Below are 26,005 nucleotides of genomic sequence, written 5' to 3' on the forward strand. Positions count from 1 at the left end.
GAGGCGGAGCTGCTCAGCAGGGCCCGTTCCCTGGGGGGCGAACAGCGGCACTGACCACGGGCCGACCAGGCCGGGCGGGCGCACTCGCTGCCCGATCTCAGGCTCAGGCTCAGGCTCAGGCTCAGGCTCAGGCTCAGGCTCAGGCTGTGTGACCCAAGCACTGTGACTGACGATTGAACTCCCCTGTGGGATCGGGAAGTTGCCTCAAAACGAGCAGTGGCGCGAGTGAGTGTGCAGACAGTTGGGCACTGTGAACGAAATCTTGTTCCGGCTGGATGAGTTGCTGTTCCCGCCGATCGCGGATATCGCGGTGCTGTCAGCGGATGTGCGTGTCGCGATAGTGCGTGTCGATGTGCGGTGCACGGCCGCAGGTGCCTCGTGTCTGGGTTCAGCAGCGCAGGCCGACAATGCCCCAGGCACGGCGCTCAGCCTCCGTGACCACCTCTCCCCAGTCCGTCAGGAAGTCGGCGAACGATTCGAAGGTACTGATCCACCTGCCGGGATCCGCGGCATGCCGGGTGAACGGCTCACGTAGAGATTCGAGGTGGGGCACCGCCTGCCGCCACCATGAGGCGATCAGCGACACGTGGTCGGGCGGACACCACAACAACAGGTCCGCGTTCCAGGTGCACGTCCGTTCTGAGAACGCGGAACGCGCACCGGTGGTGTCCTCCAGGCCGTGCCAGAACAGGGCGTCGTTGAACTGGTCCAGCACTTCACGCACTTGTGGCTCGACGAAGTCGCGCATGTGATCCCAGCGGTGACCGGCCCAGAAGTGGGGTTTGTACGAGCCGAGCGTGTTACGCAGGGCATACCTGCCGTACCAGTCCGCACCCGGCTGAACGGGCCACGACCAGCCATGCTCGAAGAGATCGTCGCTGTACGCCTCCCCGAAGGCAGCCTCGATCAGCAGTTCTTCCCGGTCATCGACCGGAACCGACTCCACCCGCGGCCAGTCCACGATCACCACCTCTATCCCCACACCCATTGGGCCAGCGTAGGCCTCGATACAGTCAGGTAAGTCTGACTTTCAGTCAGACCTGTCGGGTGGCTGCCGCTGCCCTTGGGTAAGGACGTGGACGCCGTCCCGTTCAGAGCGCGGTGTGGCAGACGCGCTTCGAGACGCAGCTCGAAGCGCTGGACGAAAGCTCGAGGGAATCGGCCCAGTCGGAATTGCGGTCGCTGCTGGAGGAGCAGGGCCCTGCTGGGGGTGTTTCGGGCAGGCCACGGGGGAACCGCGGTGGGCCGGGATGTGAACCTCCAAGCCCTTGTCCGGGCGGCGTCGCCGGCGGGCGCCGGAGTTGCTGAGGTCTCCGGCCGTCCGGCTCGGGCGATCGCCCGGACGGTCAGCTGGCACCGGGGCACCGGGCCGGCGGTGCCGCACACGCCGGACCCCTTCAGGTCATGTGTGGGGAACGACGCCTGGTCTGCTCACACGTCACGTTTGTGCACGACGGCCACGGCAACCGCTGCCGCCACCAGCGACCATGCCCCGAACACGATCCACCCCTCGGTGACCGATACCGGGTACTTGTCCACGCTGTAGTTCCGTTCAGGGTTCTGCACCAGAGCTCGCCATGCGGTGAGCGGCATCGCGTTGCCGATCTCCTTGACCCACCGATAGGTCTCGCCCATGAACAGCGTGGGCAGCAACAGGAGCACACCGACGACAGCGACGACGGTGCCCGCGGCGTGGCGGACGAGTGCGCCGAGGGCCATGCCGACGAGGGCGCACAGCGGCGCGAGCAGCACGGACGCGGCGACGGCCCGCAGTGCGCCGGGGTCGCCGATGGACATGCCGTGGTGTTCCTGCAGGATCGCCTGGGTGACGCCGAACGAGGCGCCCGCGGCAACTGTGCCGAGGACGAGCATGACGGCCGCCATGACGGTCGCCTTGGCTGTCATCACCGTACGGCGTGCGGGAACGGCGGCGAAGGTGGTGCGGATGAGTCCGCTGGTGTACTCGCCGAAGACGGCAAGGGCGCCGACACTGCCCGCGATGACCATGAGGAGTTGCCGGGCCGGGTCGACGAAGGCGGACGCCAGGGGATCGAACAGCATCTGCGGCAGCTCGGCACGCCCCGGCGGCGGGGCAGGCGGCAGTTCGGGCTGCTGCGCCAGCCGATCGGCGTGCGACAGAGCGGAGTTGACGTTGATCCCGACGACGGCCAGGAGGCCCACCCCGAGGACCCCGTAGGTGGAACGCAGCGACCACAGTTTGATCCACTCGGCGATGAGGAGGTGGTGGAACCGGCCTGGTGGGGCGAGAGCGGTCACGTGAGCTTCGGGCTCGGTGGCTGTCTGTGTGGTCATCGTGCGTCTCCTGCGCTGTATTCGACGCTGTCGGCGGTGAGCCCCATGAACGCCTCTTCCAAGGAGGCGGAGCGCGGGGAGAGTTCGTGCAGCAGGACCCGGTTGCGGAAGGCGAGCTCGCCGATGCGATCCGCGCCCATGCCGGTCACCGTGCACGACCCGTCGGACTCGCCGCGGACGGCCGCCCCCTCCTCGGCGAGGACGGACATCAGCCGGGCGGCCTCGGGCGTTCGGACGGTCACCGTCAACCGGGTGCCGCGGGCTGCGAACTCCGCCAGGCTCTCCGCGGCGATCAGCTCGCCCCGGCCGATGACGATCAGCTGCTGGGCGGTGTGCTCCATCTCGCGCATCAGATGGCTGGAGACCAGCACCGTACGGCCCTCGGCGGCCAGCCGACGGAACAGGCCGCGCACCCACAACACACCCTCCGGGTCAAGGCCGTTGAGCGGCTCGTCGAACAGCAGGACGGGCAGGTCGCCGAGCAACGCGGTCGCGATGCCGAGCCGTTGCTTCATTCCCAGCGAGAACCCCTCGATGCGGCGACGGGCAACGGTGGCAAGGCCCACCTCCTCCAGGACTTCGCCGACCCGGCGGCGCGGCAGCCCGTTGCTGTGCGCCAGTGCCGACAGGTGCGACCGTGCGCTGCGTCCGCCGTGTACGTCATGGGCGTCGAGCAGGGCCCCGACGTGCCGCAGTCCTCGTGGGCGTCCCCGGAACGGCCGGCCGTCGACGGTGACGGTGCCGCCGCTGGGTTCGTTCAGGCCGAGGATCATCCGCAGCGTGGTGGACTTACCTGCGCCGTTGGGGCCGAGGAACCCGGTGACATGGCCGGGGCGGACGGTGAAGGTCAGGCGGTCGACGGCGGTGGTGGCGCCGTATCGCTTCGTCAGGTCGTTGGCGTCGATCACCCGGCCCACGGTGCCGTGGCCGGGTCCGTACGGCATCGGCCCGCGAGCCACACTCCGAGGACGCGTTTGTAGCCTCGGGGCGTACGCCTTGAGGCCGACGACCTGGCGTCGGCCCGTACTTATCATCGCGGCATGAGCGTCTCACACCGCGCCGCCCTGTCCTGGCGCTTGCGGCCCGCCGCGGCGCAGGCCCTGGCCTGGTGCGGGGCTCTGGCCTACCCGATCCTGTTGTACGGCGCGGTCCTCGACGAACACGAGCCCACCGGTGCACGGCTCCTCCTGCCGGCCGTGCTCTCGGTTCTGACCATTCCTCTGCTTCTGCGTCGACCGTTTCCGGCTCTGCTGCTGATGCTCGCCGGCTCGTTCGCGGCAACCGTGACGGCGGCCTCGCAGTTGGCCTCGGCGTTCCCCTTCATGGCACCGGGGCAGGCGTGGCAGATCGGCTGCCTGCAGGCTGTGCTGACGGATCTCGCCGTCGCCTGGATCGCCGCCACCCGGACGCGCCGGACCGCACTCACCGCTGCGGCGCTGACGCTCGTCGAGCAGATCGCCGCCGCGGGCCACTACCCGGTGCGGCATGAGCTCGGTGACGGTGAACATGCCACGGGCGGCCATCAGTTCGCACAGGCGCCATCGGTAGCTGATCTGGCGTGGCATCAGGAGGTCCTTCCCGGCCGCAGGGCGGCCTCGGTGGTGGCGTCGAAGGCGCGGCGCAGGGAGCGGGTGCGGAAGTCGGAGGAGACGCAGGTGTAGATCGCGGTGGTGGGGGCGTGGTCGTGGCCGACCTGCTGTTGGACGAACAGTGGGTCGTGGCCGTCTTCGATCAGGTGGGTGATGTAGGACCTGCGTAGCGCTCGCGCAGGTCGGCGCCGAGCGTCACCAGGTGGGGGACGGAGCGGGAGAGGCGGTCGAGCCGGGGCACCTTCAACGTGTCGTCCTCGCGCAGTACTTGGAGGACAAGGTCGAACTTGGGGCAGGACCTTCGCGCCGCTCGCGGTCCCTATGAGTAGGGGGCTCACTCAACTCCGGTGAGTGGCCAGAGTTAGACTCAGGGTGGAGATGGCCGCGTCAAAAAGTCTGGCCCGTCCGCTCCAACTGGATCGTAAACGAAATGGGGACATGGCGTGTCAGCCGGGACGGACATCAAGGATCCGGCAGCGCTCAGCCGTGCAGGTAGCGGCGCAGGCGAGATCGCGGGACAGATGCGAAGCGCCGGCGCGCATCCGGTGGACGAGACGCGCTCGGCATCCCGCGACTTCGGCACAGACAACTGGGACGGCGGGCTGGACAAGGCGCTCTCCGGACTGGCAGAGATCTGGTCGGCTCAAGTCTCCGCGCTTGTGGCCGACTGCAACAGCCTCGCCAGTCAGTGCGCCAGATCGGGAATGCTGTACCAGCGCACCGAAGCAGCGAATACGCAGAACATGGATTCCTTGCGGAGCGATTTCGGCTAGAGCAGGACCTTCAACACCGCCACACAGCCAGTCCGACGCACGACGCCACGGGGAACCCGCACACTCCATGCCGAAGTACGAGCAGCTGTACCACCTCAACCTCAGCAACCTCAAAGCAGCCGCTGGCCGTTGGGAAGAAACCGCCACCAAGCTGAAAGAGCTGGACACCGCCTACGGCGACCAAGTGGCCCGCCCCTTCAAACAGGCCGACTGGACCCAGCCGATCCTGACGGCGGCCAAGGCCGACGGTGACGTGCGCGCCGCCCAACAGCAGTACGAGAACGCCCACAAGGAAGCCAAAGGAATCGCAGGCGTTCTCACATCACTGCACACCGAGCTCAAGAAGGCCAAGGACGATCTCCACCACCTTGCCGACGTTGAAGCCAAGGAACAGGACCTCCAGGTCAGCCCTACGGGCACCGTCACTCCACGCAACGACCTCTCCCAGGACACCGCCGCCCGCCACGATCTGGATGGCCAGGCCGCGATCCGGGAACAGCAGGAAACCTGCGAGGCATTTGCCCGTCGCGTGGAACGCGTACTGAAGCGCGCCGCCGAAGCCGACGAGACTGCCTGCTGGGCCCTGGGCCGTGATCTCGGAAAGAGTAGAAGCGACTTCAACTCAAAGGTCGTCACCTCCCTCACCGACGCCGACGCCACCCGTGCAGCCGAGAAGAAGCAGGACGCCGGTGGGAAGGCCGACGGGTGGGTCGCCGAAGGCGAGGGCGAAGCCTCCGGGCCCGGTGCCGATGCATCGACCACCGGACCGGAGGCCGCGAGCGGCAAGCTGGCCGAAGCAGAAGCGCACGCTGACCTCGGACGTGCGAGCGCGGAGGGCTCGCTCACCAACGGCCCGATGAAGCTCGCCGGGGAGGCTGAAGCCTATGTGGGCGCCAAGACCTCCGCGGCCGGCGGCATCACGCATGAAGGCATCAAGGGCGAGGCGACTGCATTCGCGGGCGCCGAAGCCTCGGCCAAGGGCACCGCCGACGCAGGCCCCGTCGGGGTGTATGGAAGGGCGGAGGCCAAGGCCGGCGCCGAGGCCGGGGTCAGCGCCGGGGCCGGTCTCGACGGGCTGCACGCAGGCGCGGAAGCGTTCGCCGGGGCGAAGGCCTCCGCTGCGGGTGGCGCGGACATCGGTGGCCTCGGGGCCGGCGGAACGGTCGAGGGGTGGGCCGGAATCGGTGCCGAGGCCGAGGCGACTCTTGGCAAGGGCGAGGATGGCAAGTGGCACATCGGCGCCAAGGCAGGTGCAGCCCTTGGGATCGGCGGAGAGGTCGGCTTCGAGGTCACTGTTGATCCGGGGAAGATCGCCGATACGGCCAGCGATGCGGCCAACGCCGTCGGTGATGCAGCCGACTGGGTCGGCGACGGGGTCGGCAGCCTGTTCTGACTCACGTTCCCCGCAGGCCTACTGACGTAGGCACACCGCCACAGTAAGGAGGGCCCGAAATGGCCTCGACCCTGCCCGTGCCGATCGAGTTTGAACTGCCGGAAGGCTGGCACGCCGCACCACCTGACGAAGTCGGTGCACCAGGCGCGGCGTTCATCGCGCTCTACCCGCAAGCGGACGCCGGGTTCACCGCGAACATCACGATCGACGGTGAGTACCGTCCCGACGCGGCGACGTTGCCCCAGATTGCCCACGAGTCGGTGGAGCGCCTGCGTCAGGCCGACGCGATCGTCGAGGTCACCGCAAGCCGCGAGATCGGCTCCACGGACGCACCCGGACTCACACAGACACTGGCCATCGCAGCCGTCGTTAGTGGGGTGCCTCACGACCTCGTCCAGTCTCAGGTGTACCTGTCCCTGCTGGATGCCACCGACCCGCACAGGCGGGCGGTGATCCGCCTGGTCCTGACATCCACCGCAGCCCAGCACCACGAAGTCCTGGACGACTTCCAGGACTTCGTGCGCACTGTCCGTCCGGATAGTGGCGCGGCCTCCTAGCCTCCTCCGCGGCGCCTCATGCCGCCTAACCAACTCCCCGTAGGTTGATCTCATGGGACTCTTCGACAAGCTGACCGGTACCAAGCGCCCCGCCGACGGCATCGCCCCGCGATCCGCAGCCGAGGTTCACGCGTCCCTGCTAGGCCTCAACCGGCCTGACGTCCCGTACGTCATCAGGGATGGCCGCGAGGAGGGCGCCGATCTGGTGGCAGAGTGGCGCATCCTGGATCCGGCTTGGCAGACCTTCTTCGTCCGCACCCAAGTGAGCCGAGTGTTCCAGGTGCGCATGCGTCTGGTTCCGGACAAGAACGAAGTGCGTTCCCTCGACCAGCAGTACGAGGTCACGTGGGTCGGCAATACGCCAAGCCTCGCCATCTCGGCCGAGGCCCAACGCGGCCAGGTACAGACGGTCTCCAAACGCTGGACGCTTGGGGGCGGTGAGGAGGTTGGCAAAGCCGAAGTGACCGAGACGTTCCACTTCGACAGCTCCGACCTGAAGAACCCTCTGCAGGAAACCGTTCTGGGCGCGGGATGGACTTGGCGTGGAGTGATCACCGGCAAGCTGTGAAGCCAGCGGCCGCGAACTCTCGTGCGGTCCCCACTTCGAGCAGCCGGGCAAGGCCGGCCTCGGTGATCCCGCCCGCTGTCGCAAGCCTCTCCCAGGCCGCACCACCGGTATCTTCGGCCTCGCGAAGCAACACGGCGGCGCTTTCGAGGGCATCGGCGGAGAACTCCGTGGCGTGTCCAGGCCCGGCACGCGCGCGTGGCAGCCGAGGCGATCCCGGAAGCGGCGAGCTCCAGGAAGGCGGCGCCGCTGCCCAGGGGCGGCGGTTGACCGAACTCGGGCGTTCGCGTGCGACTGAGAACGAGACACAGCCGCTCCAACAGGATGTCCTCCGGCCACCCGCCATGGACGAAGTCGGCCACCACGAGCGAGAACCACCGAGCCTGCGGGCGGTCCTCACGAAACCATGTGGTGCCCCTCGCCAGCCGTTCGATCAGACACTCGACGAACGGCGCGGTGCCCGCAGGGTGTTGCTACGCCCCAGGCACGAGCACGACAGTTTCGAGGCCTGCATCGCCTGGCTGCTCCTCGCCGGGAGCAAGGACGCAGATTTCCGGCTCCGCTGGCGCGTCCTGCGCCCGGAACGGATCACGGTGTGGCCGGCAGCCTCGAACGTGACCAGCCCCTTGTGCCCTGGGACTGTGCAGCCCCGAGCCCGCGCCGCTCGACGTGCTCGCGCCGTTTGCGAAGACGACGGTAGCGGCCCCGCCCCTTCAAGTCTGGACTGATAGGGGATCACCTATCAATCCGGGTAAGAGTGCTATCAGTTTGGGGTGTTTGTCGCCGATCGACTGGTGGAAGCTTGATCTGCCCGCCGGGATCGTCCGGCAGTTTCGAATGTCTGGGTAGCGCTGGCACGTTAACGGGGGCACCAAAGACCGCACAGACCACTACGGGGAAGGAAGACGCTCATGCGCCTCACTCGAATTCTCGCCACCGCCGGCGCCTCGCTCGCTCTGGCCGCCACTCTCACCGGACCGGCCGCCGCCGAGGGGCCCTCACTGCGCGGCGCGTGCCCGGACCGCGGCAACGAGGCGTCCATCTACGGGGCCTGGGCGCGCTGGGACGTCAACTGCAACCAGGACGGCACTGTCAGCGTCACCGGAGAACTCCAAGACACGGCAGCAGACGGCGAATGCGCGCAAGCCGACGCCGTCAACCCCGCCAACAACCACCACCAGTACGTCAACGCCAACGGCTGGGGACAAGCCGTGGCCATCAATTTCAACCTCGGCCAGGGCAACATCGGCGAACTGCGGATCCGCACCATCAACTGCTGAGACCGGCCGTTCGCGGGCCAGCCCGGTGGGACGTTGTCGGTAAATCCAGGGCTTGCACGACGACGGCCCGTATGACCCCGTTGGGTCTGTGCAGGCCGTCGTCGTGTTCGGAGTTGACCGACGGCGTCCCAAATCTGCATGTTCGGGACGTCGTCGATCTACGCGAGAGGGGTAGGCGGACGCTTGGTGCAGACTCGGCTCAGCGCCCAAAGATGAGGGAGCTGAGTCGGGTGAACAGCCGGTTGGCTCGTGCGACCGTTGCCGGGTCGATCAGCAGTGCCAGGGCAGCATGCTCGTTGAGCCTGGTGCGCCTGCCCGCATACACGCCCGCGGGCTCGCGCCGCAGCGAGGCCGTCCGGAACGAAAACTGGCGCTAGGTCGTGTCCGTAAAGTCATGGGAGCCAGAGGGTGAGGCAGGCGAGGGTGACCTCGGCTTGGTAGTGGCGGGCGCGTTTGTCGTAGCGGGTGGCCAGGGCCGGGTTCTGTTTGAGTCTGCTGAAGCAGCGTTCGACGGTGTTGCGGCGTCGGTAGGCGGTGCGGTCGAGTCGGCAGAGGCTTTCACCGCGGCGGAGCCTGCCGTTGATCTGGTCGATCCGTTCCGGGATGGTGCAGGCGATGCCGCGTCGTCGCAGGTAGGCGCGGATCTTCCGGGCCGAGTCCCCCTTGTCCGCGGCCACGCGGCCGGGCCGGGTCCGGGGACGCCCCGGACCTGGCCCGTTGATGCGGATGCGGTCCATGACGGGTTCGAACTGGGTGCAGTCGTTGACGTTTCCGCCGGTGAGCGTGAAGGCGAGGGGGCGGCCCTGGCCGTCGCAGGCCAGATGGATTTTGCTGGTCAGCCCGCCCCGGGGCCGGCCGAGCGCCTCGCCCGGCCAGTCCTGCCCCTGTTTCGGGCTCCGGCCGCGTGCTGTTGCGCGCGGACCGTGGTCGAGTCGACGCAGACGATCGTCCAGTCCACGGCCCCGACGGCGTCGGAGTGCTGCTGGACGTGGGCCGGCAACCGGTCCCAGGTGCCGTCGGCCGACCACAGCCGGAAGCGTTCGTAGACCGTCTTCCACGGCCCGTAATGCTCGGGCAGGTCACGCCAGGCCGCACCGGTGGACAGCTTCCACAGAATCCCGTTCACGACCTGGCGCCGGTCCCGCATCGTCCTGCCCATCCGCCCCGGCGCCGGCAACGGCTCGATCAACACCCAAGCCTCATCCGTCAGTTCATGTCGACGCACCACAAACAGACCAACGAACCACCAACTTTCCGGACACGACCTAGGCCTTGATCGGCCCTGATATGCGGCGACTGCGTTCGGATTTCTCAGCATGCTGTGTGGAATCAGAAGGCGATTCCTCCGACTGATGTGCACGCTTCCACGCGTTCATCCACTGTTGGATTCGGACTCGCGGGTCACGCCGCACGCCTTTACGAAGTGCAGCAACACGACGCCGGTGCATGCGCGCTTGCCGCTGAGGACGGCCCCGATGGTCGTACGCAGCAGGTAACTCCCACCGCCACCGGGGACAGCAGCCCGGTCACCGAGATCACGCAGGGACGGCTGCCGTGCAGCGACCCGGAGTCCCGCATGGCCAGGAGGAGCTCGGTGGCGGCGGCGGCTCGCGTCGGGGATTGACGGAACGTCATGTGTCCATCGCAGCAAGGTAGTTGTGTGATGCTGGGCTCTGCCGGAAACGTTGCCCGGCGCTCCCCGGGAGCGGCGGCTTCCGGCTCGCCGGGGAGAAGCAGCGCAGCCGTCGGCGCAGCCGGAGCGATGGCCGTGAGTCTCTCGCCCTGACGGGCACCGTGATCCGCCGTCGTGCCGCCGACGCGCTCCGTACGCGCGTCCGCGTCCGCGGCACCCGAGTCCGCAGGCCCGCGAGGCGTGGCGGCAGGCTCTGCTGGAGCGGGGGCTCGCTCACAGTGCGGCGTGGATTCGTTGCACGGTTTCGCGTACTGCCTTGCCGAACGTCTCGAAGGTCTCCGGGGCGATGCGGATGCTCGGACCGGATACGGAAACGGACCCGATGGGCTCGCCTTGCGCGTCGACGATCGCGGCGCCGATGGCGGTGATGCCCTTGCTGAGCCCCTCCGGGTTCACCGAATACCCTCGCCGTCGCACCTTCTCGATGGTTTCCCGCAAGGTGTCCGGATCAGTAATGGTCTGATCGGTCCGCGGAGCGAGTCGGCCGGTCAGGCAGTCCGCGAGGAACCCCTCGCCGCTCGCAGCCAGGAAGGCCAGGCCGGACGCCGAGGCGTGCAAGGGGATGCGCGATCCGAGCGGCAGAAACGCCCGCAGCGGATGCGAGGTGTCCAGTCGTTCGATGAGGACCAGTTCCCGGCCGTCCAGGGCCGTGAGATGGATGGTCTCGGTCGTGGTGAGTTGCAGGTCGTTCAGGAACGGCATTGCCGTTTCACGGAAGAACTGATGGTCGCGGGCCTGGCTGCCGACGGAGAACGCGCGGTAGGTGAGGCTCCAGCGCGTCGGCTGTGTGCTGGTCGGTCGCAGCCAGCCGACCTCGTGCAGCGTGAGCAGGGCCCGCTGAACGCTGGACTTCGGCAAGCCGACCGCGCGGCCGAGCTCGGAAAGACCCACCGGTTGCATCTCGGCTACCGCCTCAAGCACGCGGAATGCGGACACCACGCTGTTGGTGGCGGACATACGGCCTCCGTTCAATCTCTTGACGTCCAGTCACCTGCGAACTAGCTTTCGCGGACCGGTTCACCCAGTAGACCACTGTGCCGCACAGTGGACCGAGTGGGAAGTGTTGGTAGATGACGATCGAGCTCACGGCATTGCTGATCTTTGTTGGCGTCTTCGCGCTGTCCACGTGGCGCAATGCGCACCTGGGCGTGTTGATGTTCGCCGCGGCGGCGGGCGTCGGGCTGGGGCTGGCCCAGATGCCCCTCGACGACATCGTCGCCGGCTTTCCGATCGACATCCTGGTGCTGCTGGTCGGCGTCACCTACTTCTTCGGCATCGCGCACGCCGACGGCACGATCGACCGCATCCTTGAGGCCGCGCTCGCTGGAGTCGGCCATCGGCGGGTGCTGCTGCCGACTGTGTTCTTCCTGCTCACTGCGGGCATTGCCGCCATGGGCTCCCCGCTGGGCGGGTTGGTGATGGCACCGATCGGCATGGGGGTCGCCGCCAGGCGCGGCATCGATCCGATGCTGATGGCACTGTCGATCGGTACCGGTCTCAGCGCGGGAGGTTTCGCGCCGACCAGCCTGTTCGGCATCGTCACGTACGGCACCGCACAGCGCGCCGGAGTCGACCTGAACCCCATGGTGCTGTTCGTGGTCGCCGTGGTGATCAATCTGCTTCTGCTGCTCGCCGCTCACGTCCTTTTCGGCGGGCGGCAGTTGCTGCGCCGCACCGAAGTCTCCACAGTGGAGGCACCCGTCCCGAGCGAGCAGCCGGCCACGGTCGGCTCCGGCGCCTCGCTCGGCTCCGGCGGCTCCGCCGTCGTCTCCGTTCCCGAATCGCGCCTGCCGAGCAGCAGCCCGGGGCTGGGCGCCGGCGGCCGGCGAAAGCCGTTCGCCGGCGGCCAGGTTGCCACCGTGGTCGCCATGGCCGGGCTCGTCGGCACTGTCATCGCTCTGTCGCTGGCCGGCCGCGATCCCGATATCGGCGTGCTCGCGCTTGCGTTCGGCGCGGGACTGACGCTGCTGAATCCTGCGGCGGCGAAGAAGGCCCTTCCGCACATCGACTGGTCCACAGTCCTGTTGGTGGGAGGCATCATCACCTTCGTCGGCGTCCTCGACCACATGGGTGCGATCGAGATGTTCGGTGAGTACGCCACCCACATCGGCGTGCCGTTGCTGGCCACGCTGTTCATTTGTCTTGTCGCGGGTCTGGTGTCGGCTTTTGCCTCCACCACAGGCATGCTCGCGGCGCTCGTACCCCTGGCACTGCCCCTGGTGGCCTCGGGCTCGATCCCGGGTTGGGCGCTGATCTGCGCGATCGGTGTGTGCGCCTCCATAGTCGACGTCTCCCCGTTCTCCACCGTCGGCGCGACCCTGGTGGCAACCACCGTCGACGAAGGCCAACGGCCGCGCATGACCCGCCTGTTGACACGCTGGGGTCTGACGATGGTCGTGGTCGGACCCGTCCTGCTGGTCGGCACTCTGGTCGCGCCGGGCATGGCTCTGTGAACGGCGGCACTCGCATGGCATCGACATCACCCGCAACGGTCTCGCTGGCCGTCGACCGCACGGTCGCACGCGTCACCATCGACAACCCCACGCGGGCCAACGCCTTGAACCGCTCGATGCTGAAGGCGCTGGGAGACCACCTCGGCACGGTCACACGCCGCAGGGACGTCTCGGTGGTCGTTCTCACCGGAGCCGGTCCCAATTTCTGTGCCGGACTTGAGATCTCGGAAATCTCCGAGCGCCCAGCAGCCCGTATCGAAGAAGAATTCGTCCGCGTCGAGGAGGTCCTCGCCGGTTGCCCGAAACCCACGATCGCGGCCATCCGCGGCCACTGCGTCGGCGGTGGAACCCAACTGGCCGCAGCCTGTGACCTGCGCATCGCCTCCACACAGGCCGGCTTCGCCATCACTCCCGCCAAACTCGGTCTGATCTATCCCGCCAGCTCCATCGACCGGCTGGTGCGCATCATCGGCCCGGCCGCGACGAAACGTCTGATCTTCACCGCCGACGCCATCACGGCTTCCACCGCCCTGCACTACGGCCTGGTCACCGACGTCGTCGAGGAGGAGGCACTCGACGCCACCGTGCACCGTATGGCGGCCACGATCGCGTCGCGGGCTCCGAACACTCTCACCGCCGCCAAGCAGATGACTGATGAGGCGTCGGCCAACGGCCGCGTATCCGGCGAACTGCACCGCCGATGGCGCACGGCACCGAATCACGAACTCGGCATCGGACTGGCCGCCTTCGCCGCCAGAGCCGAGCCGGTATTCGGTACCCACAACTCGTAACCCACGAAAGGCGCCCTCCCCCATGCTCTTGACATCGCTCGATCCCAGCTCTCCGAGCGCGGTCGACACCGCAGCGGCGATCGCCGTCGGCCCGGACAGCATGTCGCGGACGCAGGTGTACGAGACGGCAAGCGCGCTCGCCGTCTCCCTTCCCGGCACCGGCCCGGCCGCGGTCCACGCGACGCCGACCCTGGAGACGGTCATCGCTGTCACCGCGTGCCTGCTCGCCGGGGTGACAGTGGTCCCGGTACCGCCCGACTCCGGCAGCGCCGAACTGCGGCACATCCTCACCGACGCCAAGGTCAACTACTGGGCAGGGGCGCCGCACCCCGGCTCCGACCTGCCTGCGATTCCCGTCGACCTCCGCGGTCGCGGCACGGCGGCAGCCCTGACCGCACCGGCCGACGACGACCTCGCGATGATCATGTACACCTCGGGAACCACCGGTGCGCCCAAGGGAGTCAGACTCAGCCACCGCGCCCTTGGGGCCGGCATCGACGCCCTCGCCGACGCGTGGCAGTGGACCCCTGACGACACCGTGGTTCACGGCCTGCCCCTGTTTCACCTGCACGGCCTGGTGCTCGGCGTGCTCGGGTCACTGCGGATCGGTTCGAGGGTGGTGCATACCGAGAAGCCGCGCCCGGAGCGGTACGCCGCGGCGCGCGGCACGATGTACTTCGCCGTACCCACCGTGTGGTCCCGCGTCGCCGCCGATGAGCCCTCGGCACGAGCGTTGCGCCGGGCGCGCCTGCTGGTTTCCGGGAGCGCTCCCCTCCCCACGCCGGTGTTCGACCGGCTCGCCGAACTCACCGGCAGCGCTCCCATCGAGCGCTACGGCATGAGCGAAACCATGATCACCCTCAGTACCCGCGCCGACGGGCCGCGTATCCCGGGCTCGGTGGGACACCCCGTGCGCGGAGTGGAGACCCGACTGGTCGCCGAGTACGGACAACTCGTGCCGGACGACGGGGTGAGCATCGGACGGCTGCAGGTCCGCGGCCCGATGCTGTTCGACGGCTACCTCGACCGGCCCGAGGCGACCGCGGCCGCGTGGACCGATGACGGCTGGTTCGTCACCGGCGACGTCGCCACTCGGGACGCCGCCGGATTTCACCGCATCGTCGGACGCGAATCGGTCGACCTGATCAAGTCCGGCGGCTACCGCATCGGCGCCGGCGAGGTCGAAACCGCGCTGCTCGCCCATCCGTCGGTGCGGGAGGCCGCGATCGTCGGACAGGCCGACCCGGATCTCGGGCAACGCGTAGTCGCCTATGTCGTCGCCGAAGACCCCGACCGGTCGGCGCTCGCCGGCACGCTGATCTCCTGGGTGGCCGAGACCCTGTCCCACCACAAGCGCCCGCGCGAGGTCGTCTTCCTCGACGAACTCCCGCGCAACGCCATGGGCAAGGTGCAGAAGCAACAGCTGCAGCAGCTGTCACCCAGGCCGTGACGCTGCGCGCGCGGTCAACTGGGCCGCGCCGCACGACCGTTGCCGCTTTTCCTGTCCCTGTCCCTGTCCCTGTCCCTGTCCCACATGAGTCTCCTTGTTCGCCGGAGCCCTGGCGTCCCAGTGCCGTGCCGGTAAACCCTCGGGCCGGGCAGGGCAACTCATGAGTCATGGCGCCCCGTGGTGGGCGCCTCGTCGTACGGCTGAAAGGTTGTGCTGTGGACGTAGCGCATGCTCTGCAATCACCGGACGATGGCGGGGCCGACCGACGGACGCGGCCCTTCCCGGTCTCCCGCCGCGGGTTCCTGGCAGGTGCCGGGGCTGCGGTGGCGATGACCTCGTTGGCCGGCCGGACTGCCGACGCGGCCGTGGCCCGCACCAGCGGCAGCGGCGAACTGCGGCTGGGCGCGGGCACCACGTTCGGGGCGAGACTCTCGCCCGACGGCCGGTGGATCGCCTTGGACCTTCTGGGCGTCCTGTGGGTGATGCCGGCGTCGGGCGGGCAGGCGCGGCGGCTGACCAGCGACCTGTTCGACATCGCCCAGCCCGACTGGTCCCCGGACAGCAGCCAGTTGGTCTTCCAGTCCTACCGGGACGGTGTCTTCAACCTCTGGACCGTACGGCCCGACGGCAGCGGGCTGCGGCAGTTGACCACGGGGCCCTTCGACCACCGGGAGCCGCGTTGGTCGCCGGACGGGCGCACGATCGTCTTCTCGGGCGACGCCTCGGGCAGCTACGCGATCTACACGTACGACGTCGGCGGCGGACGGGTCGACGTGCTCGCTGACGGTTACGGCGAGGAGTACGAGCCGGCGTGGTCGCCGGACGGCAACCGGGTGGCCTTCGTGGTGGCGAACACCCGCATCGACGTGGTGGACCGCACCACCGGCGGGCGCAGCACCCACATCACCGTGCCCGCGGGCCAGGTGATCCACCAGCCGGAGTGGACCCCGGACGGAACGGACCTGGTCCACCATCTGACGTACGACGGCCGATGCGACCTCATGATCCGGAACACGCCGCTCGTGGACGACGAGGAGACGTTCCCGTTCAGGGTGTCGTGGCTCGACCGTGAGCGTTTCCTCTACACCGCCAACGGCGAGATCCATGTGCGGTCGCTGGGCGGCGAAGGCACGAAGACCATCGGTTTCTCCGCCGCCGTCACCACCAGGAAGCCGACGTACACCAAGCGCCGGTCCGACTTCGAGAGCACGCGGCCGCGCCCGGTGCGTGGCATAGGAAGCCCGGTGCTGTCCCCCGACGGTGAGCAGGTCGCCTTCCGCGCCCTCAACGACATCTACGTCATGAAGATCGGCCGGGCACCGCAGGCGTTGACCCGGGACCACTGGTGGAAGTGCGACCCCGCCTGGTCGCCCGACGGGAAGCAGTTGGCGTACTCGACGGACCGGGGCGGGACTCTCGACATCTGGATCAGGAACCTCGACACGGGCCAGGACCGGCAACTGACCGACCTCGGGAGCAGGGCGGCGGTGTCGGCGGCGTGGTCTCCCAGCGGAAAGGAGCTCGCCTTCCTGGACCAGGACGGCGCGGTGTGGACCGTGGACGTGGCCAGCGGCGCCGTCCGCCGCGTCTTCACCGCGACGTTCGAGCCGGGAAAGCCCACCTGGTCCCCCGACGGCGAAACGATCGCCCTGGCCGCGGTGAAACCGTACTCGGCGAGGTTCCGTGAAGGGCTGAGCCAGATCCTGCTCATCAACCGGGCCACGGGGCAGGGCAGATACGTCGAAGCAGTGGCAGGCCGCTCGATCCAGACCCGGGGGGACGACGGACCGGTCTGGTCCCCCGACGGCACCCGGATGACGTTCGCGGTCGCGAGCGTCCTGTACACCGTGGACGTCGCCAAGGACGGAACGCCGACCGGTGAGCCCCGGCAGATCACCGACGAAGTGACCGACGCCCCGTCATGGAGCGGGGATTCGAAGAAACTCCTGTACCTCAACAACGGCAGGCTCCGCCTCGTATCGGCGAACGGCGGACGGCCTCGCACAGTCACCGTGCCGCTGACATGGACCGCCGTCCGGCCGCCGGCCCGTACGGTGGTCCACGCGGGCCGGATGTGGGACGGCGTCCGCCGAGAGATCCGCTGTGGCGTCGACATCGTCGTCGAAGGACACCGGATCACGGCCGTCGAACCGCATGCCGAGGGCCGGGCGGGCAAGCGCATCGACGCGCGCGACCGGCTGGTGATGCCCGGCCTCATCGACATGCACCACCACCGGGAGATGCAGGGCTACGCCTACGGCGACCGGCAGGGACGACTCTGGCTCTCCCTGGGTGTGACGACCACGAGGTCCCCGGGAAGCCCCGCCTACCACATGGTCGAGGAACGCGAGGCCACCCGGTCCGGTGCCCGGATCGCGCCCAGGTACTTCGGAACGGGCGAAGCGGTCGACGGGCCGCGCATCTACTACAACTTCATGCGCCCCACCTTCAGTGACGCACAGCTGAAGCTGGAGCTGGAGCACGCGGAGAGCCTGGAGTACGACCTCATGAAGTGCTACGTCCGCCTGCCGGTCGTGTGGCACAAGCGCGTTGCCGCCTTCGCGCAGGGCATCGGAATCCCCGTCACCTCGCACTACCACTACCCGGCCATGGCCTTCGGCGGTGACGGGATGGAACACACGGGAGCGACGAACCGGTTCGGCTACTCGCGCACCGTGACCCCGCTCGGCACAGCCCACTCCGACGTCACGGACCTCTTCGTGGCATCGGACATGGCCCGGACCCCGACCCTCTTCAACTCGACCACCCTCTACCGGGAGGACACGTCCCTGGTCGAGGACCGTCGGGTGCAGACGCTCAATCCGCCATGGCGGATGGCCGCCCTGCGGGAGAGCGCCGAAGCGGCGGGCCGGACCGACCAGCGAGCGCGCCGTGAGAACCTCGAGGCGCAGGTCCGGCAGGCACTCGAGATCTTCCGTCGAGGAGGCCGGGTCGTCCTCGGCACCGACGCCCCGATCGACCACGCGGCGGTCAGCCTGCACATGAACCTGCGGGCGATGGTCACGTACGGATTCACCCCGTACGAGGCACTGGTGACCGCGACGAGTCTGGCCGGCGAGACACTGGGCGATGACCTGGGCCGGATCGCACCCGGGATGTACGCCGACCTCGCCGTCGTCGACGGTGATCCGCTCACCGACATCAAGGACGCCGCCAACGTCGAACAGGTGCTCGTGTCGGGGACCGCGCACACGGTCGATTCCCTGATGCAGCCGTTCTCGGCGATGTCCGCGGCGGGTTCGCGGAAGCCGGACGGCAACACCGTGCTGGCTCCCGTTCCCGACCATCCGGCCAACAAGAAATTCTGGTGGCACGGACACGAGTACGTCGAGAAGGCACAGCACGCGTGCTGCAGCGGGTGAGGACCGCTGAAGCACGTCCGGCAGGACACCGCGAGGCGAACCCTCAGAGCCGCTGCCGCTGAGGGACCTGGGCAAGGGGAGGACTTTGCCCAGGCGCCAGCGGGCCGGGAGGCACCGGTGGATCGCTGATGGGCGGCAACTCGCCCACGTCGTATGCCTACCGTCCCCCTCCCGGCCTGGACAGCTCGGTCAACTCATCGACTCCGCATGTGCGGTCGGTCCGGCCGCTACTCGAAACGGCCCGCGAGCAGAGCGCCGTACCCGCTTGGGCGGGCGGGGATGTCCAGAGTGCGCAGCAAGTGCCAGAGCAGGGCCTGGTTACTTGTCACGACGGGGAGACCGAGCCGGTCTTCGATGTGCTGTATCTGGTCGGCGATGCGAATGCCCGCGCAGCTCAGGAGCACGCCGTCGATCGTCGACGGGTCGAGCGAGGAGGCGAGGTCGAGCCATTTGCCGGGCTCGATCAGGGCCTGCTCCTTCGGTGTCGCACACGGTATGCCCCGGTGGGTGACGACCTCGATGCCCTGCTCCTTGAGGAACTGCTCCTCCGCCTCGGCCTTCGTGCGCAACGTGCCCGCCCTGGCCGAGCACTTCGAGCTGCACGCTCTCGACATGCTGGGTCACGGCTACACCGACAACCCGGGCGGGGATCTGCGCATCCCGCGCTACGTGCGGCACGTACTCGACTACCTCGACAGCAGCGGCATCGAGCGGGCCCACTTCATCGGCGAGTCCCTCGGCGGCTGGGTGGCCGGCCGGCTCGCCGCGGACCACCCCGACCGGGTCGGACGGCTCGTCCTCGTCACCCCGGGCGGCACCGTGGCCAACCCCGAGGTCATGGACCGTATCCGCACCAACACCAAGGCTGCGGTCACCAGCGACGACCGCGACCTCACCCGCCGGCGCCTCGAACTGCTCATGCACGCCCCGGAGAACGTCTCCGAGGAACTCGTCGACGTGCGTCACGCCATCTACCACCGGCCCGAGTTCGTCCTACCACCGGCCCGAGTTCGTCGCCGGAATCGACGAACTGCTGTGCCTGCAGAGGATGGAGAACCGGACCGAGGACCTCCTCAGCCCCGAGCAGATGGCACGGATCACCGCGCCGACCCAGATCGTCTGGGGCGCGCAGAACCCCTTCGGCGACGTGCCGGAGGCGCACCGGATGCAGCAGTCGATCCCCGGCTCGGCTCTGGAGATCTTCCCCGAGTGCGGCCACTGGCCCCAGCACGAGCACGCGGACCGGTTCAACAAGCTCGCGCTGGAGTTCCTGGGCCGGGACCGGGCATGACCGCCCCCGCCGCAGCGGCTTGAGCCGGACTGGATACCGGGCTGCGGGCCGCAGCCGCGCCACCGGGAGCGAACGGGCCTGCTGGAGAAGGTCGTTGAGGCGCTCACGCGGCCGCGGCCGCTGATCGAGGGTGCAGGCGTGGCCGGTGATCCGATCGAATGCGGTCGGCCCGGCTGGGCGGACAGCCGCGGTCGGGTGCGGCGGAGTACGACCCGGATCGGTGGACGCCGGCCGACGTGCTGCGTGGGCAGCGGGAGCAGGAAGCCGTCCCGCTGGTCGCCGAGCCTGCCGCGATCACTACCTGGCAGGGATTCGAAGCGCTCGCCACTACTCCCCCACCGGCCCCGTCGGCGGCGGGTCCTCCTACGTGCTGGGCTGCCAGGCCGCCGGGCCGGACGCGCCCGCCGAAGGCGAGACGCTACAACTCGGCCGGGCTGGCCGAGTTGTGCGCGCGATGGTGGGACTGGGCGATCCGGCCCACAGTGCCGACGTGGTCGGCCCGTGGCGAAGCGGGCGCGGACGGCCTGCCGCAGCAGTGCCCCTTGGACGGCTGCTGCTGCGGCACCGGCCGGCAGCGTGCAGGCTGTCCCGCATCGCCGCCGGTCGTCGGCGGTCCGGAAACGGTCACTTCGGATGCGCGCCCGTGGGTTTGGGCGCTCAGTCACCGACCCGTCGGTCACCAGGAGGCCGGAAGACGGGGTGGTGCGGGTGCGCGGCAGCGGGGGGCGATGTCGGCGTCTGCCCCGGAGGTTCCATGCGGGAAACCGTCTCGGTGGACACCAGGTCATGGAATCGGTGATCGGCGATGCGCGCGATCTCCGCGACGGCGAAGTGGCGTTCCTGTGCGGGAGTGTTGTGCAGACGTTGCGAACCTGTCGCCAGCACTGCCTGGAGGTGTGGCTGCTCGCGCAGGCACATGACCAGCGGGAAGCCGAAGCGTTCTCGGTAGGCGTGGGTGAGTGCCGCGAGTTGCTCCGTATCCCGCTGGGCCAGCTGGGTCAGACCCGGCGTCGAGTGGTCGCGCAGGGACATGTCGTCCCCGTCCCCGGAGGCGGACGTCGGCCCTCCCAGGTCGGGGTAGCACGCCAGCAGCCGGTGCAGATCTTCCTCGCTGGAGTCGAAGAAGGCCTCCTGAAGGGCTGCCCGCAGCTCGTTCGCATCGGTGAACGGTCGCCGGCTGTACGCGCGATCGACGGCCTCGGTCGGGCCTTGGTACAGGGAAGCGAAGGTTGTGGTGAACTCCTCGGCGGTCATGGTGTTGACGTGTTCCAGCCGGAGCCGTTCTGCGTGCGGCGGTGCTTGGCCGGTGGTCCTGCGTCGACGGCCGAGATGGTGGAAGAGCAGGTTCAAGGCGATGGCGGTGAGGGCTCCCAGGGTGATTCCGCTGCCGACGAAGATCTGTGCCCAGTCCGGTACGGCTTCTTTGACCTGCGGCACGGCGGTGACGTACATGGCGACCCCGATGCTGGCGGCGACGATCACCGAGTTGCGGTGATCGCCGAAGTCGACCCGGGACAGGATCTGGAACCCGACCACGGAGACCATGGCGAACATGGCCAGGGAGGCGCCGCCGAGCACGGGGTTCGGGATGGCTGTGACGGCGGCCGCGAACTTCGGCACCAGGCCGAGCAGGATCATGAAGACTCCGGCGGCGCTGATCACCCAGCGGCTGCGCACCCTGGTGAGGCGTACCAGGCCCACGTTCTCACTGAAGCAGGTGTAGGGGAACGAGTTCAGGGTGCCGCCGACCGCCACCGAGAGGCCGTCCGCTCGCATCGCGCGGGCGAGGTCGTCGCCCCGGATCGGCCGGTCGACGATCTCCGAGACGGCGAACACCGCGCCGGTGGTCTCGATGGCGGTGATCAGCATGACCACCATCATCGTGATGACCGCGCCGACCGAGAACTGTGGGATGCCGAAGTGGAACGGGGTCGACAATCCCAGCCAGGAGGCGGCCGCGACGTCGTGGAAGTCGGTGTCTCCCAGCGCCCAGGCCACGGTGGTGCCGAGGGCGAGGCCGAGTAGTACCCCGACCGTGGACAGGAATCCGCGCGACACCTTGTGCACGAGGACGATGACGGCAAGGGTGCCGAGCGCATAGGCCATGTTCCGGGCGCTGCCCGGCTGGAAGGAAGGGCCGTCGCCCCCCGCCGCGCTCGCCGCGGCCACCGGAAGCAGTGCCAGGCCGATGATGGTGATCACCGATCCCGTCACAACCGGCGGGAAGAACCGCACGACGCGACTGAACAGGGGTGCGATGGCGAACGTGATCAGACCGCAGACGATGACGGCTCCGTAGACCGTCCGAAGGCCCTGTGTGCCACCGCCCGCACCCAGACCGATGGCGATCATCGGGGACACCGCGACGAATGCCACTCCTTGGAGCAGAGGCAGCCGTACGCCCACCTTCCAGAAGCCGACCGACTGGATGATGGAGGCGATCCCGCAGGTCAGCAGGGCGGCGTTGATGAGGTGGACGAGCTGCCCGTTGGTCAGGCCGAGTGCCGATGCCACGAGGATCGGGATGACGATCGCCCCACCGGCGAAGAACGCCAGCACGTGCTGGAATCCGTAGACCGCGAGCTTTCCCGCCGGGAGCGTCTCGTCCACCGGGTGGCGGCGGGTCCGGCCACCGCCGCTCATGACGGAAGTCCGGCGGCGGTGGGGAAGATGCCGGACATCAGGGGGAAGCCCGGCACACGCTTGACGCGGTCGCACCAGCGCCGGACGGCAGGGTAGTCCAGCCGGGAGACGCCCCCTTCCTCGCAGAGGGCGACGTCACCGAAGCAGGCGATGTCGGCGAGGGTGAACCCGCCGGCGAGGAAGTCCTCGTGCTGTTGCTCCTGGAACCACAGGTGCCGGTCCATGACGCGCAGCAACCGGTGTGCCTCCTGCTGGGCCGGCAGCAGGTCCAGTGGGTCACCGAAGGATTCGTGCCGGCGGGCCGCTCCGGCGCAGGCGGTGAGAGCGCGGGCGAAGGCCAGCCAGTCCAGGATGGCGGCGAACTTGGCCGGCTCGTCGTGAGGCAGGAGCCGCTCGTCGTGGTCGTAGATCCGGGCCAGGTACAGCAGGGCCGATGAGGCGTCGTGCAGCACGGCCGGGGGGTCGGCGCGGTCGTCCGCGAGGACCAGGGCCGGGCGGCCGCTGTCGGTGTCGGTGTCGTACTCCTCCAGGGCCACGGAACGGAAGTCCAAGCCGAGGACACCCAGCAGCGCGCGCACCTGATGGCACTCGGCGGACGTCTCGTCGTCGTAGAGAGTGATCATGGGCAGCTCCTCACAGGTCGAGAGTCAGCCGGGGGGTGAGCGACCGGGACACGCAGGTCATGACGGAGTCGCCTGCCGCCCGCTCCTCGTCGTCGAGGTAGACGTCCTGGTGGTCCGGTCGGCCGTCGATGACGGCCACCCGGCATGTGCCGCATGCGCCCTGCTCGCACGAGGAGGGCACTCCTACTCCGGCCGCACGCACGGTCTCGAGGATGCTGCGCCCCGGCTCCACGGTCAGGTTCAGGACGGACCGGGCGAGGACGACCTCGAATCGACTGCTGTGGTCGAGCGTGCGGTCGTTCCGGAAGTACTCGAAGTGCACGCTGTCCCGCGGCCAGCCGGTCCGGCCGGCGACATCCCGTGCGACGTCGAGCATGGGTGGAGGTCCGCAGAAGTAGACCTGGCTGTCCTCGCCGGCCGCGCCGAGAAGCCGCTCCAACTCGGCCTCGGTGGCCGCGGGATCGAGGCCGGTGACGGTTCGGACGCTGCCGAGCGCCGCCAGTCGTTCGCGAAAGGCCACGTCGGCTTCGCCAGCGGCGAAGTAGTGCAACGCGTACGAGAGCCGCTGGTGCTCCAGCGTCTGCGCCATCGCGAGCAGGGGGGTGATTCCGATTCCCCCGGCTATCAGGAGTGTGCGGGTGCGGTCTCGCCGGAGGGGAAAGCCGTTGCGTGGCAGTGACACGGCGAGCACGTCCCCCTCGCGCACCCGCTCGTGCACGGCTGCCGATCCACCTGCCGAGCCGGGGGTGAGCTTTACGCCTATGACGTAGTGGTGGGTCTCGCCAGGTCCGTTCACCAAGGAGTACTGCCGCACCAGCCCGCCGGGAAGGGCGACATCGAGGTGGGCGCCCGCTTGGCCCGTGGGGAGCGGACGGTCGTCCACCGGTCCCAGCTCCAGGCCGCGGACGCCGGCTCCGGCCGACCACGTTCTGACCACCCGGACCCGGGTCGGCAGGTCGTGGTGGCCGCTGCTCTCGGGCAGGGAAGCCAGGTGCTTCGGGACGGGTTCGTAGCGGGGCAGGAGCGGTGCCGGTGCGGCTTCGTCCGCTGCCCGGTCCTGGGCGGTGTCCCGCAACCGCGTCAGGGCGGCGTCGAAGTGCCGCAGGATCCGCAAGCGCTCGCCCGCCGGTCCCTGGCTGCTCAGCACGCCCCGGATGACGGCGCGGTCGGAGTCCATCGGCTGCACGACGAGGAAGCCCACGCTCTCCAGCTCGACGACCAGGTCCCCGCGTCGTTTCGCGGTCGGCGGCTGCGCATCCGGGAGAGCGGGCGGCTGCTCCAAGAGGAGGGTGATCACGTCCGCGGGCCGGGCCCGCACCGGCACAGGACGCAGGACCAGCCCCTGGCCGAGCGCGGGCGGCTCACCGGTGGGTTGCCCCACCGCCGTCCAGACCATTCCTCCGCTCGTGCGGACCGGGTAGGTGCCGTTACGGATCGTTCGTGCCGGCGCATCCGCGGGGTGGGCCGGGATGTACGTGCAGGCCGCCGTCCGGTTGGCGTACCGCCAGCCGTGGTATTGGCACTTCAGCTCGCGGCCGTCGTTCACGGCGATCGACAGTCGCACCCCCCGGTGCAGGCAGCGGTTCTCCCACACGTTGATGTGCTCGTCGTCTGCCCGCCAGAGGGCAAGCTCCTGGCCCAGTAGCTGGCCGTGAAAGACGTGCCGGTGGACGAGATCGCTCTCGGAAGCGACCGGGTGCCAGGCGTTCTCCGCGCGCAGCAGCAGTTCTTCCGCACTCATCACGCGGCCCCCGCAATGACCCCGTAGCGGACCCCCAGCTGACCGAGCCATCTTCGGTAGGCGACGGCGGATTTGTCGGCCCGGATCGGCGTCTCGGCCCTCGGGTCGAGCGGCAGCCTGCGTGGCAATTGGTTCTCCAGGATGGGCTTGTCCTGACCGAAGATCGACATTTGGAAGCGGCGCAGGGCCCAGTCGGGCTGGTCGTCGTCCAGGAGGCAGAGCCACATGTGGGCGCGGATGCGTTCCTGGTCGAGTGCCTGCACGAACAGGGCGATGGCGTCGAGCCGTCCCTCGTACCCGGGGCTCGACTTGTACAGCACGGAGCAGTGGGGGTGCGGGACCCGGTACACGTAGTCGACGTCCGCCCCGCCCTGGGCGCCGAGCGCGGCCTGGGGCTGGTAGAAGACGCAGTCCGTTGCGAGGATTTCCTGGTCGGCCACGGAGACTTCGACGGTGTAGTCCTTCACCTCCGTGTGCGGCTCGTCGCCCAGGACAGCGGTGTGGACGAAGGGGAAATGCCCCATGTCGAGGAAGTTCTCGACGGCCCGGGGGGCTGAGGTGTGGAGCATGACGGAGCCGGCGTGGAGGAGGCGTCGGTCACGTTCTTCGGCTTCCGGGATGGGAAATATCGGACGAGGTGTGCCCAACGACGTCCACAGGCAGCCGTACTGCTCGATCACCGGCAGGGTGGGGCCTGTGGGCCCTTCAGCAGGCCAGACGGTCGGCTGAGGACCGTCGGGCGGTCGCCGCCATACGGCGGGCCTGCCCTCGGGAGATCGGCCCAGCGTCAGGGGAACGCCGAGTAGCCGATCATGTCGCACGCGGTTCCGGGGCATGGCCTCGACGGCCCCCAGGGGGTGCCAGAGGTCGAGCAGGACTTTGTCCTCGCACGGTTGGTTCAGGGATTTCGGAGCCATGGGAGGTCTCCCTGCACAGACGCTCGGGAGGGGAGGGGTGACGGCAGGGTGAGCCGTCCCGCTCCGGAGGTCGACGTCGACGACCACGGATTTGGCGGAGATCACTCCCAAGCTGGTGCCGGCTAGAAGGAAACATCAGTCGAGACACGACATTCAAGACCCGTGAACGAAGATCTTTCGGGCGCGGACGGAGACGCCGGCCCCCGGGAAGAAGCCGATTCCACCACGGCACGAAACGGGAAGGAGGACGCGTGAAGCACGAGGAAGTCACCAGCGGCAGTGTCGCCCGCGCCATCACCCAGATCCGACAGACTCTCCAGAGCACACCTACGTCCAGCGGCTCTCAACTCCGCGCGTGCCTTGACGAATTGACGGCCCTTCAGGCGCGGCTGGAACGCGGAGAGCCCCCTGAGGCGGAGACCTGCCCGAATGCCCTGGCCAGGACAGCGCGGTAGGCGTCGGCGGCCGGCTTGGCCTTGGCCGGCGGCAGGACTCGGGTTCCCTCGATGAGGCAAGAACTCGGCCTGGGCGGCCAGGTCCCGGAACGCCG

General features: G+C 68.8%; 21 protein-coding genes and 2 pseudogenes. 12 read left to right on the forward strand and 11 right to left on the reverse strand.

From position 1 onward, the window contains the following. Positions 1 to 388: 388 nt before the first annotated feature. The 3 genes from QIS96_RS05165 to QIS96_RS05175 all read right to left on the reverse strand — a co-directional run bounded on the left by QIS96_RS05165 (position 389) and on the right by QIS96_RS05175 (position 3,257). Complete coding sequence (locus QIS96_RS05165; protein WP_282541168.1) at positions 389 to 988, reverse strand: hypothetical protein; 600 nt, start codon at positions 986 to 988, stop codon at positions 389 to 391. Positions 989 to 1,431: 443 nt separating this feature from the next. Next, the gene (locus QIS96_RS05170; RefSeq protein WP_282541169.1) at positions 1,432 to 2,313 is read right to left on the reverse strand and encodes an ABC-2 transporter permease; all 882 of its coding nucleotides are present in this window, start codon (positions 2,311 to 2,313) and stop codon (positions 1,432 to 1,434) included. Next, positions 2,310 to 3,257 carry an ABC transporter ATP-binding protein gene (locus tag QIS96_RS05175; RefSeq protein WP_282541170.1) on the reverse strand — a complete coding sequence of 316 codons (948 nt, stop codon included), beginning with the start codon at positions 3,255 to 3,257 and terminating at the stop codon, positions 2,310 to 2,312. The genes QIS96_RS05170 and QIS96_RS05175 overlap by 4 nt, the downstream gene beginning before the upstream one ends. A 96-nt stretch (positions 3,258 to 3,353) precedes the next feature. Here QIS96_RS05175 and QIS96_RS05180 point away from each other — a divergent pair, with 96 nt between their 5' ends. Then, positions 3,354 to 3,974, forward strand: coding sequence for a hypothetical protein (locus tag QIS96_RS05180; protein ID WP_282541171.1), 621 nt, complete (start codon positions 3,354 to 3,356; stop codon positions 3,972 to 3,974). A gap of 70 nt (positions 3,975 to 4,044) precedes the next feature. Here QIS96_RS05180 and QIS96_RS37805 read toward each other — a convergent pair whose 3' ends face one another. Further along, positions 4,045 to 4,143 carry a hypothetical protein gene (locus QIS96_RS37805; RefSeq protein WP_282541359.1) on the reverse strand — a complete coding sequence of 33 codons (99 nt, stop codon included), beginning with the start codon at positions 4,141 to 4,143 and terminating at the stop codon, positions 4,045 to 4,047. Between the two features lie 202 nt (positions 4,144 to 4,345). Between QIS96_RS37805 and QIS96_RS05195 the strand changes: the two genes are divergently transcribed. From QIS96_RS05195 to QIS96_RS05215, 5 genes are all read left to right on the forward strand, one after another. Further along, the gene (locus tag QIS96_RS05195) at positions 4,346 to 4,675 is read left to right on the forward strand and encodes a type VII secretion target (protein WP_282541172.1); all 330 of its coding nucleotides are present in this window, start codon (positions 4,346 to 4,348) and stop codon (positions 4,673 to 4,675) included. Positions 4,676 to 4,742: 67 nt separating this feature from the next. Continuing rightward, a complete protein-coding gene (locus tag QIS96_RS05200) occupies positions 4,743 to 6,068 on the forward strand; it encodes a hypothetical protein (protein ID WP_282541173.1) in 1,326 nt (441 codons plus the stop codon). Positions 6,069 to 6,127: 59 nt separating this feature from the next. Continuing rightward, positions 6,128 to 6,625, forward strand: a complete 498-nt coding sequence (locus QIS96_RS05205) for a hypothetical protein (protein ID WP_282541174.1) — start codon at positions 6,128 to 6,130, stop codon at positions 6,623 to 6,625. Positions 6,626 to 6,677: 52 nt separating this feature from the next. Next, positions 6,678 to 7,193: a hypothetical protein gene (locus QIS96_RS05210; protein ID WP_282541175.1), complete on the forward strand. Its 516-nt coding sequence runs from the start codon at positions 6,678 to 6,680 to the stop codon at positions 7,191 to 7,193. Between the two features lie 908 nt (positions 7,194 to 8,101). After that, complete coding sequence (locus QIS96_RS05215; protein ID WP_282541176.1) at positions 8,102 to 8,470, forward strand: hypothetical protein; 369 nt, start codon at positions 8,102 to 8,104, stop codon at positions 8,468 to 8,470. Between the two features lie 392 nt (positions 8,471 to 8,862). Here the strand turns inward: QIS96_RS05215 and QIS96_RS05220 are convergent. Both QIS96_RS05220 and QIS96_RS05225 read right to left on the reverse strand, forming a co-directional pair. Beyond that, a pseudogene (locus QIS96_RS05220) lies at positions 8,863 to 9,698 on the reverse strand (IS5 family transposase). Positions 9,699 to 10,376: 678 nt separating this feature from the next. After that, on the reverse strand, positions 10,377 to 11,120 hold the full coding sequence (locus QIS96_RS05225; protein ID WP_282541178.1) for an IclR family transcriptional regulator: 744 nt from the start codon (positions 11,118 to 11,120) through the stop codon (positions 10,377 to 10,379). Positions 11,121 to 11,233: 113 nt separating this feature from the next. On the opposite strand from QIS96_RS05225, the gene QIS96_RS05230 reads away from it, so the two are divergent. From QIS96_RS05230 to QIS96_RS05245, 4 genes are all read left to right on the forward strand, one after another. Continuing rightward, a complete protein-coding gene (locus tag QIS96_RS05230; RefSeq protein WP_282541179.1) occupies positions 11,234 to 12,616 on the forward strand; it encodes an SLC13 family permease in 1,383 nt (460 codons plus the stop codon). Between the two features lie 14 nt (positions 12,617 to 12,630). Then, a complete protein-coding gene (locus QIS96_RS05235) occupies positions 12,631 to 13,407 on the forward strand; it encodes an enoyl-CoA hydratase/isomerase family protein (protein WP_282541180.1) in 777 nt (258 codons plus the stop codon). 22 nt (positions 13,408 to 13,429) lie between these two features. Beyond that, positions 13,430 to 14,857 (forward strand): acyl-CoA synthetase, encoded by a 1,428-nt coding sequence (locus QIS96_RS05240; RefSeq protein WP_282541181.1) that lies wholly within the window; start codon positions 13,430 to 13,432, stop codon positions 14,855 to 14,857. Positions 14,858 to 15,186: 329 nt separating this feature from the next. Beyond that, the gene (locus QIS96_RS05245) at positions 15,187 to 18,240 is read left to right on the forward strand and encodes an amidohydrolase family protein (protein ID WP_282541360.1); all 3,054 of its coding nucleotides are present in this window, start codon (positions 15,187 to 15,189) and stop codon (positions 18,238 to 18,240) included. A gap of 227 nt (positions 18,241 to 18,467) precedes the next feature. On the opposite strand, the gene QIS96_RS05250 is transcribed toward QIS96_RS05245, so the two are convergent. Then, the gene (locus QIS96_RS05250) at positions 18,468 to 18,809 is read right to left on the reverse strand and encodes an aspartate racemase/maleate isomerase family protein (protein ID WP_282541182.1); all 342 of its coding nucleotides are present in this window, start codon (positions 18,807 to 18,809) and stop codon (positions 18,468 to 18,470) included. Between QIS96_RS05250 and QIS96_RS05255 the strand changes: the two are divergent. Together QIS96_RS05255 and QIS96_RS05260 are read left to right on the forward strand one after the other, a co-directional pair. Then, positions 18,760 to 19,203 (forward strand): annotated as a pseudogene (locus QIS96_RS05255) (alpha/beta fold hydrolase); the annotation flags it as partial. The gene QIS96_RS05250 and the pseudogene QIS96_RS05255 sit on opposite strands and share 50 nt — an antisense overlap. Positions 19,204 to 19,288: 85 nt before the next feature. Next, on the forward strand, positions 19,289 to 19,531 hold the full coding sequence (locus QIS96_RS05260) for an alpha/beta fold hydrolase (RefSeq protein WP_282541371.1): 243 nt from the start codon (positions 19,289 to 19,291) through the stop codon (positions 19,529 to 19,531). A 657-nt stretch (positions 19,532 to 20,188) separates the two neighbouring features. On the opposite strand, the gene QIS96_RS05265 is transcribed toward QIS96_RS05260, so the two are convergent. Genes QIS96_RS05265 through QIS96_RS37660 form a run of 4 tightly spaced genes read right to left on the reverse strand, consistent with a single transcriptional unit; the run spans position 20,189 to position 25,455 of the window. Beyond that, positions 20,189 to 22,174: a solute carrier family 23 protein gene (locus QIS96_RS05265; RefSeq protein WP_282541183.1), complete on the reverse strand. Its 1,986-nt coding sequence runs from the start codon at positions 22,172 to 22,174 to the stop codon at positions 20,189 to 20,191. Continuing rightward, positions 22,171 to 22,797, reverse strand: coding sequence for a glutathione S-transferase family protein (locus QIS96_RS05270; protein WP_282541184.1), 627 nt, complete (start codon positions 22,795 to 22,797; stop codon positions 22,171 to 22,173). Before QIS96_RS05270 ends, QIS96_RS05265 begins: the two co-directional genes overlap by 4 nt. Before the next feature lie 10 nt (positions 22,798 to 22,807). Further along, positions 22,808 to 24,538, reverse strand: a complete 1,731-nt coding sequence (locus QIS96_RS05275) for a Rieske 2Fe-2S domain-containing protein (protein ID WP_282541185.1) — start codon at positions 24,536 to 24,538, stop codon at positions 22,808 to 22,810. Further along, the gene (locus QIS96_RS37660) at positions 24,538 to 25,455 is read right to left on the reverse strand and encodes an aromatic ring-hydroxylating dioxygenase subunit alpha (RefSeq protein ID WP_349017366.1); all 918 of its coding nucleotides are present in this window, start codon (positions 25,453 to 25,455) and stop codon (positions 24,538 to 24,540) included. Before QIS96_RS37660 ends, QIS96_RS05275 begins: the two co-directional genes overlap by 1 nt. Positions 25,456 to 26,005 lie beyond the last annotated feature (550 nt).

The organism is Streptomyces cavernicola (assembly GCF_029968035.1).
Taxonomy (GTDB): Bacteria; Actinomycetota; Actinomycetes; order Streptomycetales; family Streptomycetaceae; genus Streptomyces; species Streptomyces cavernicola.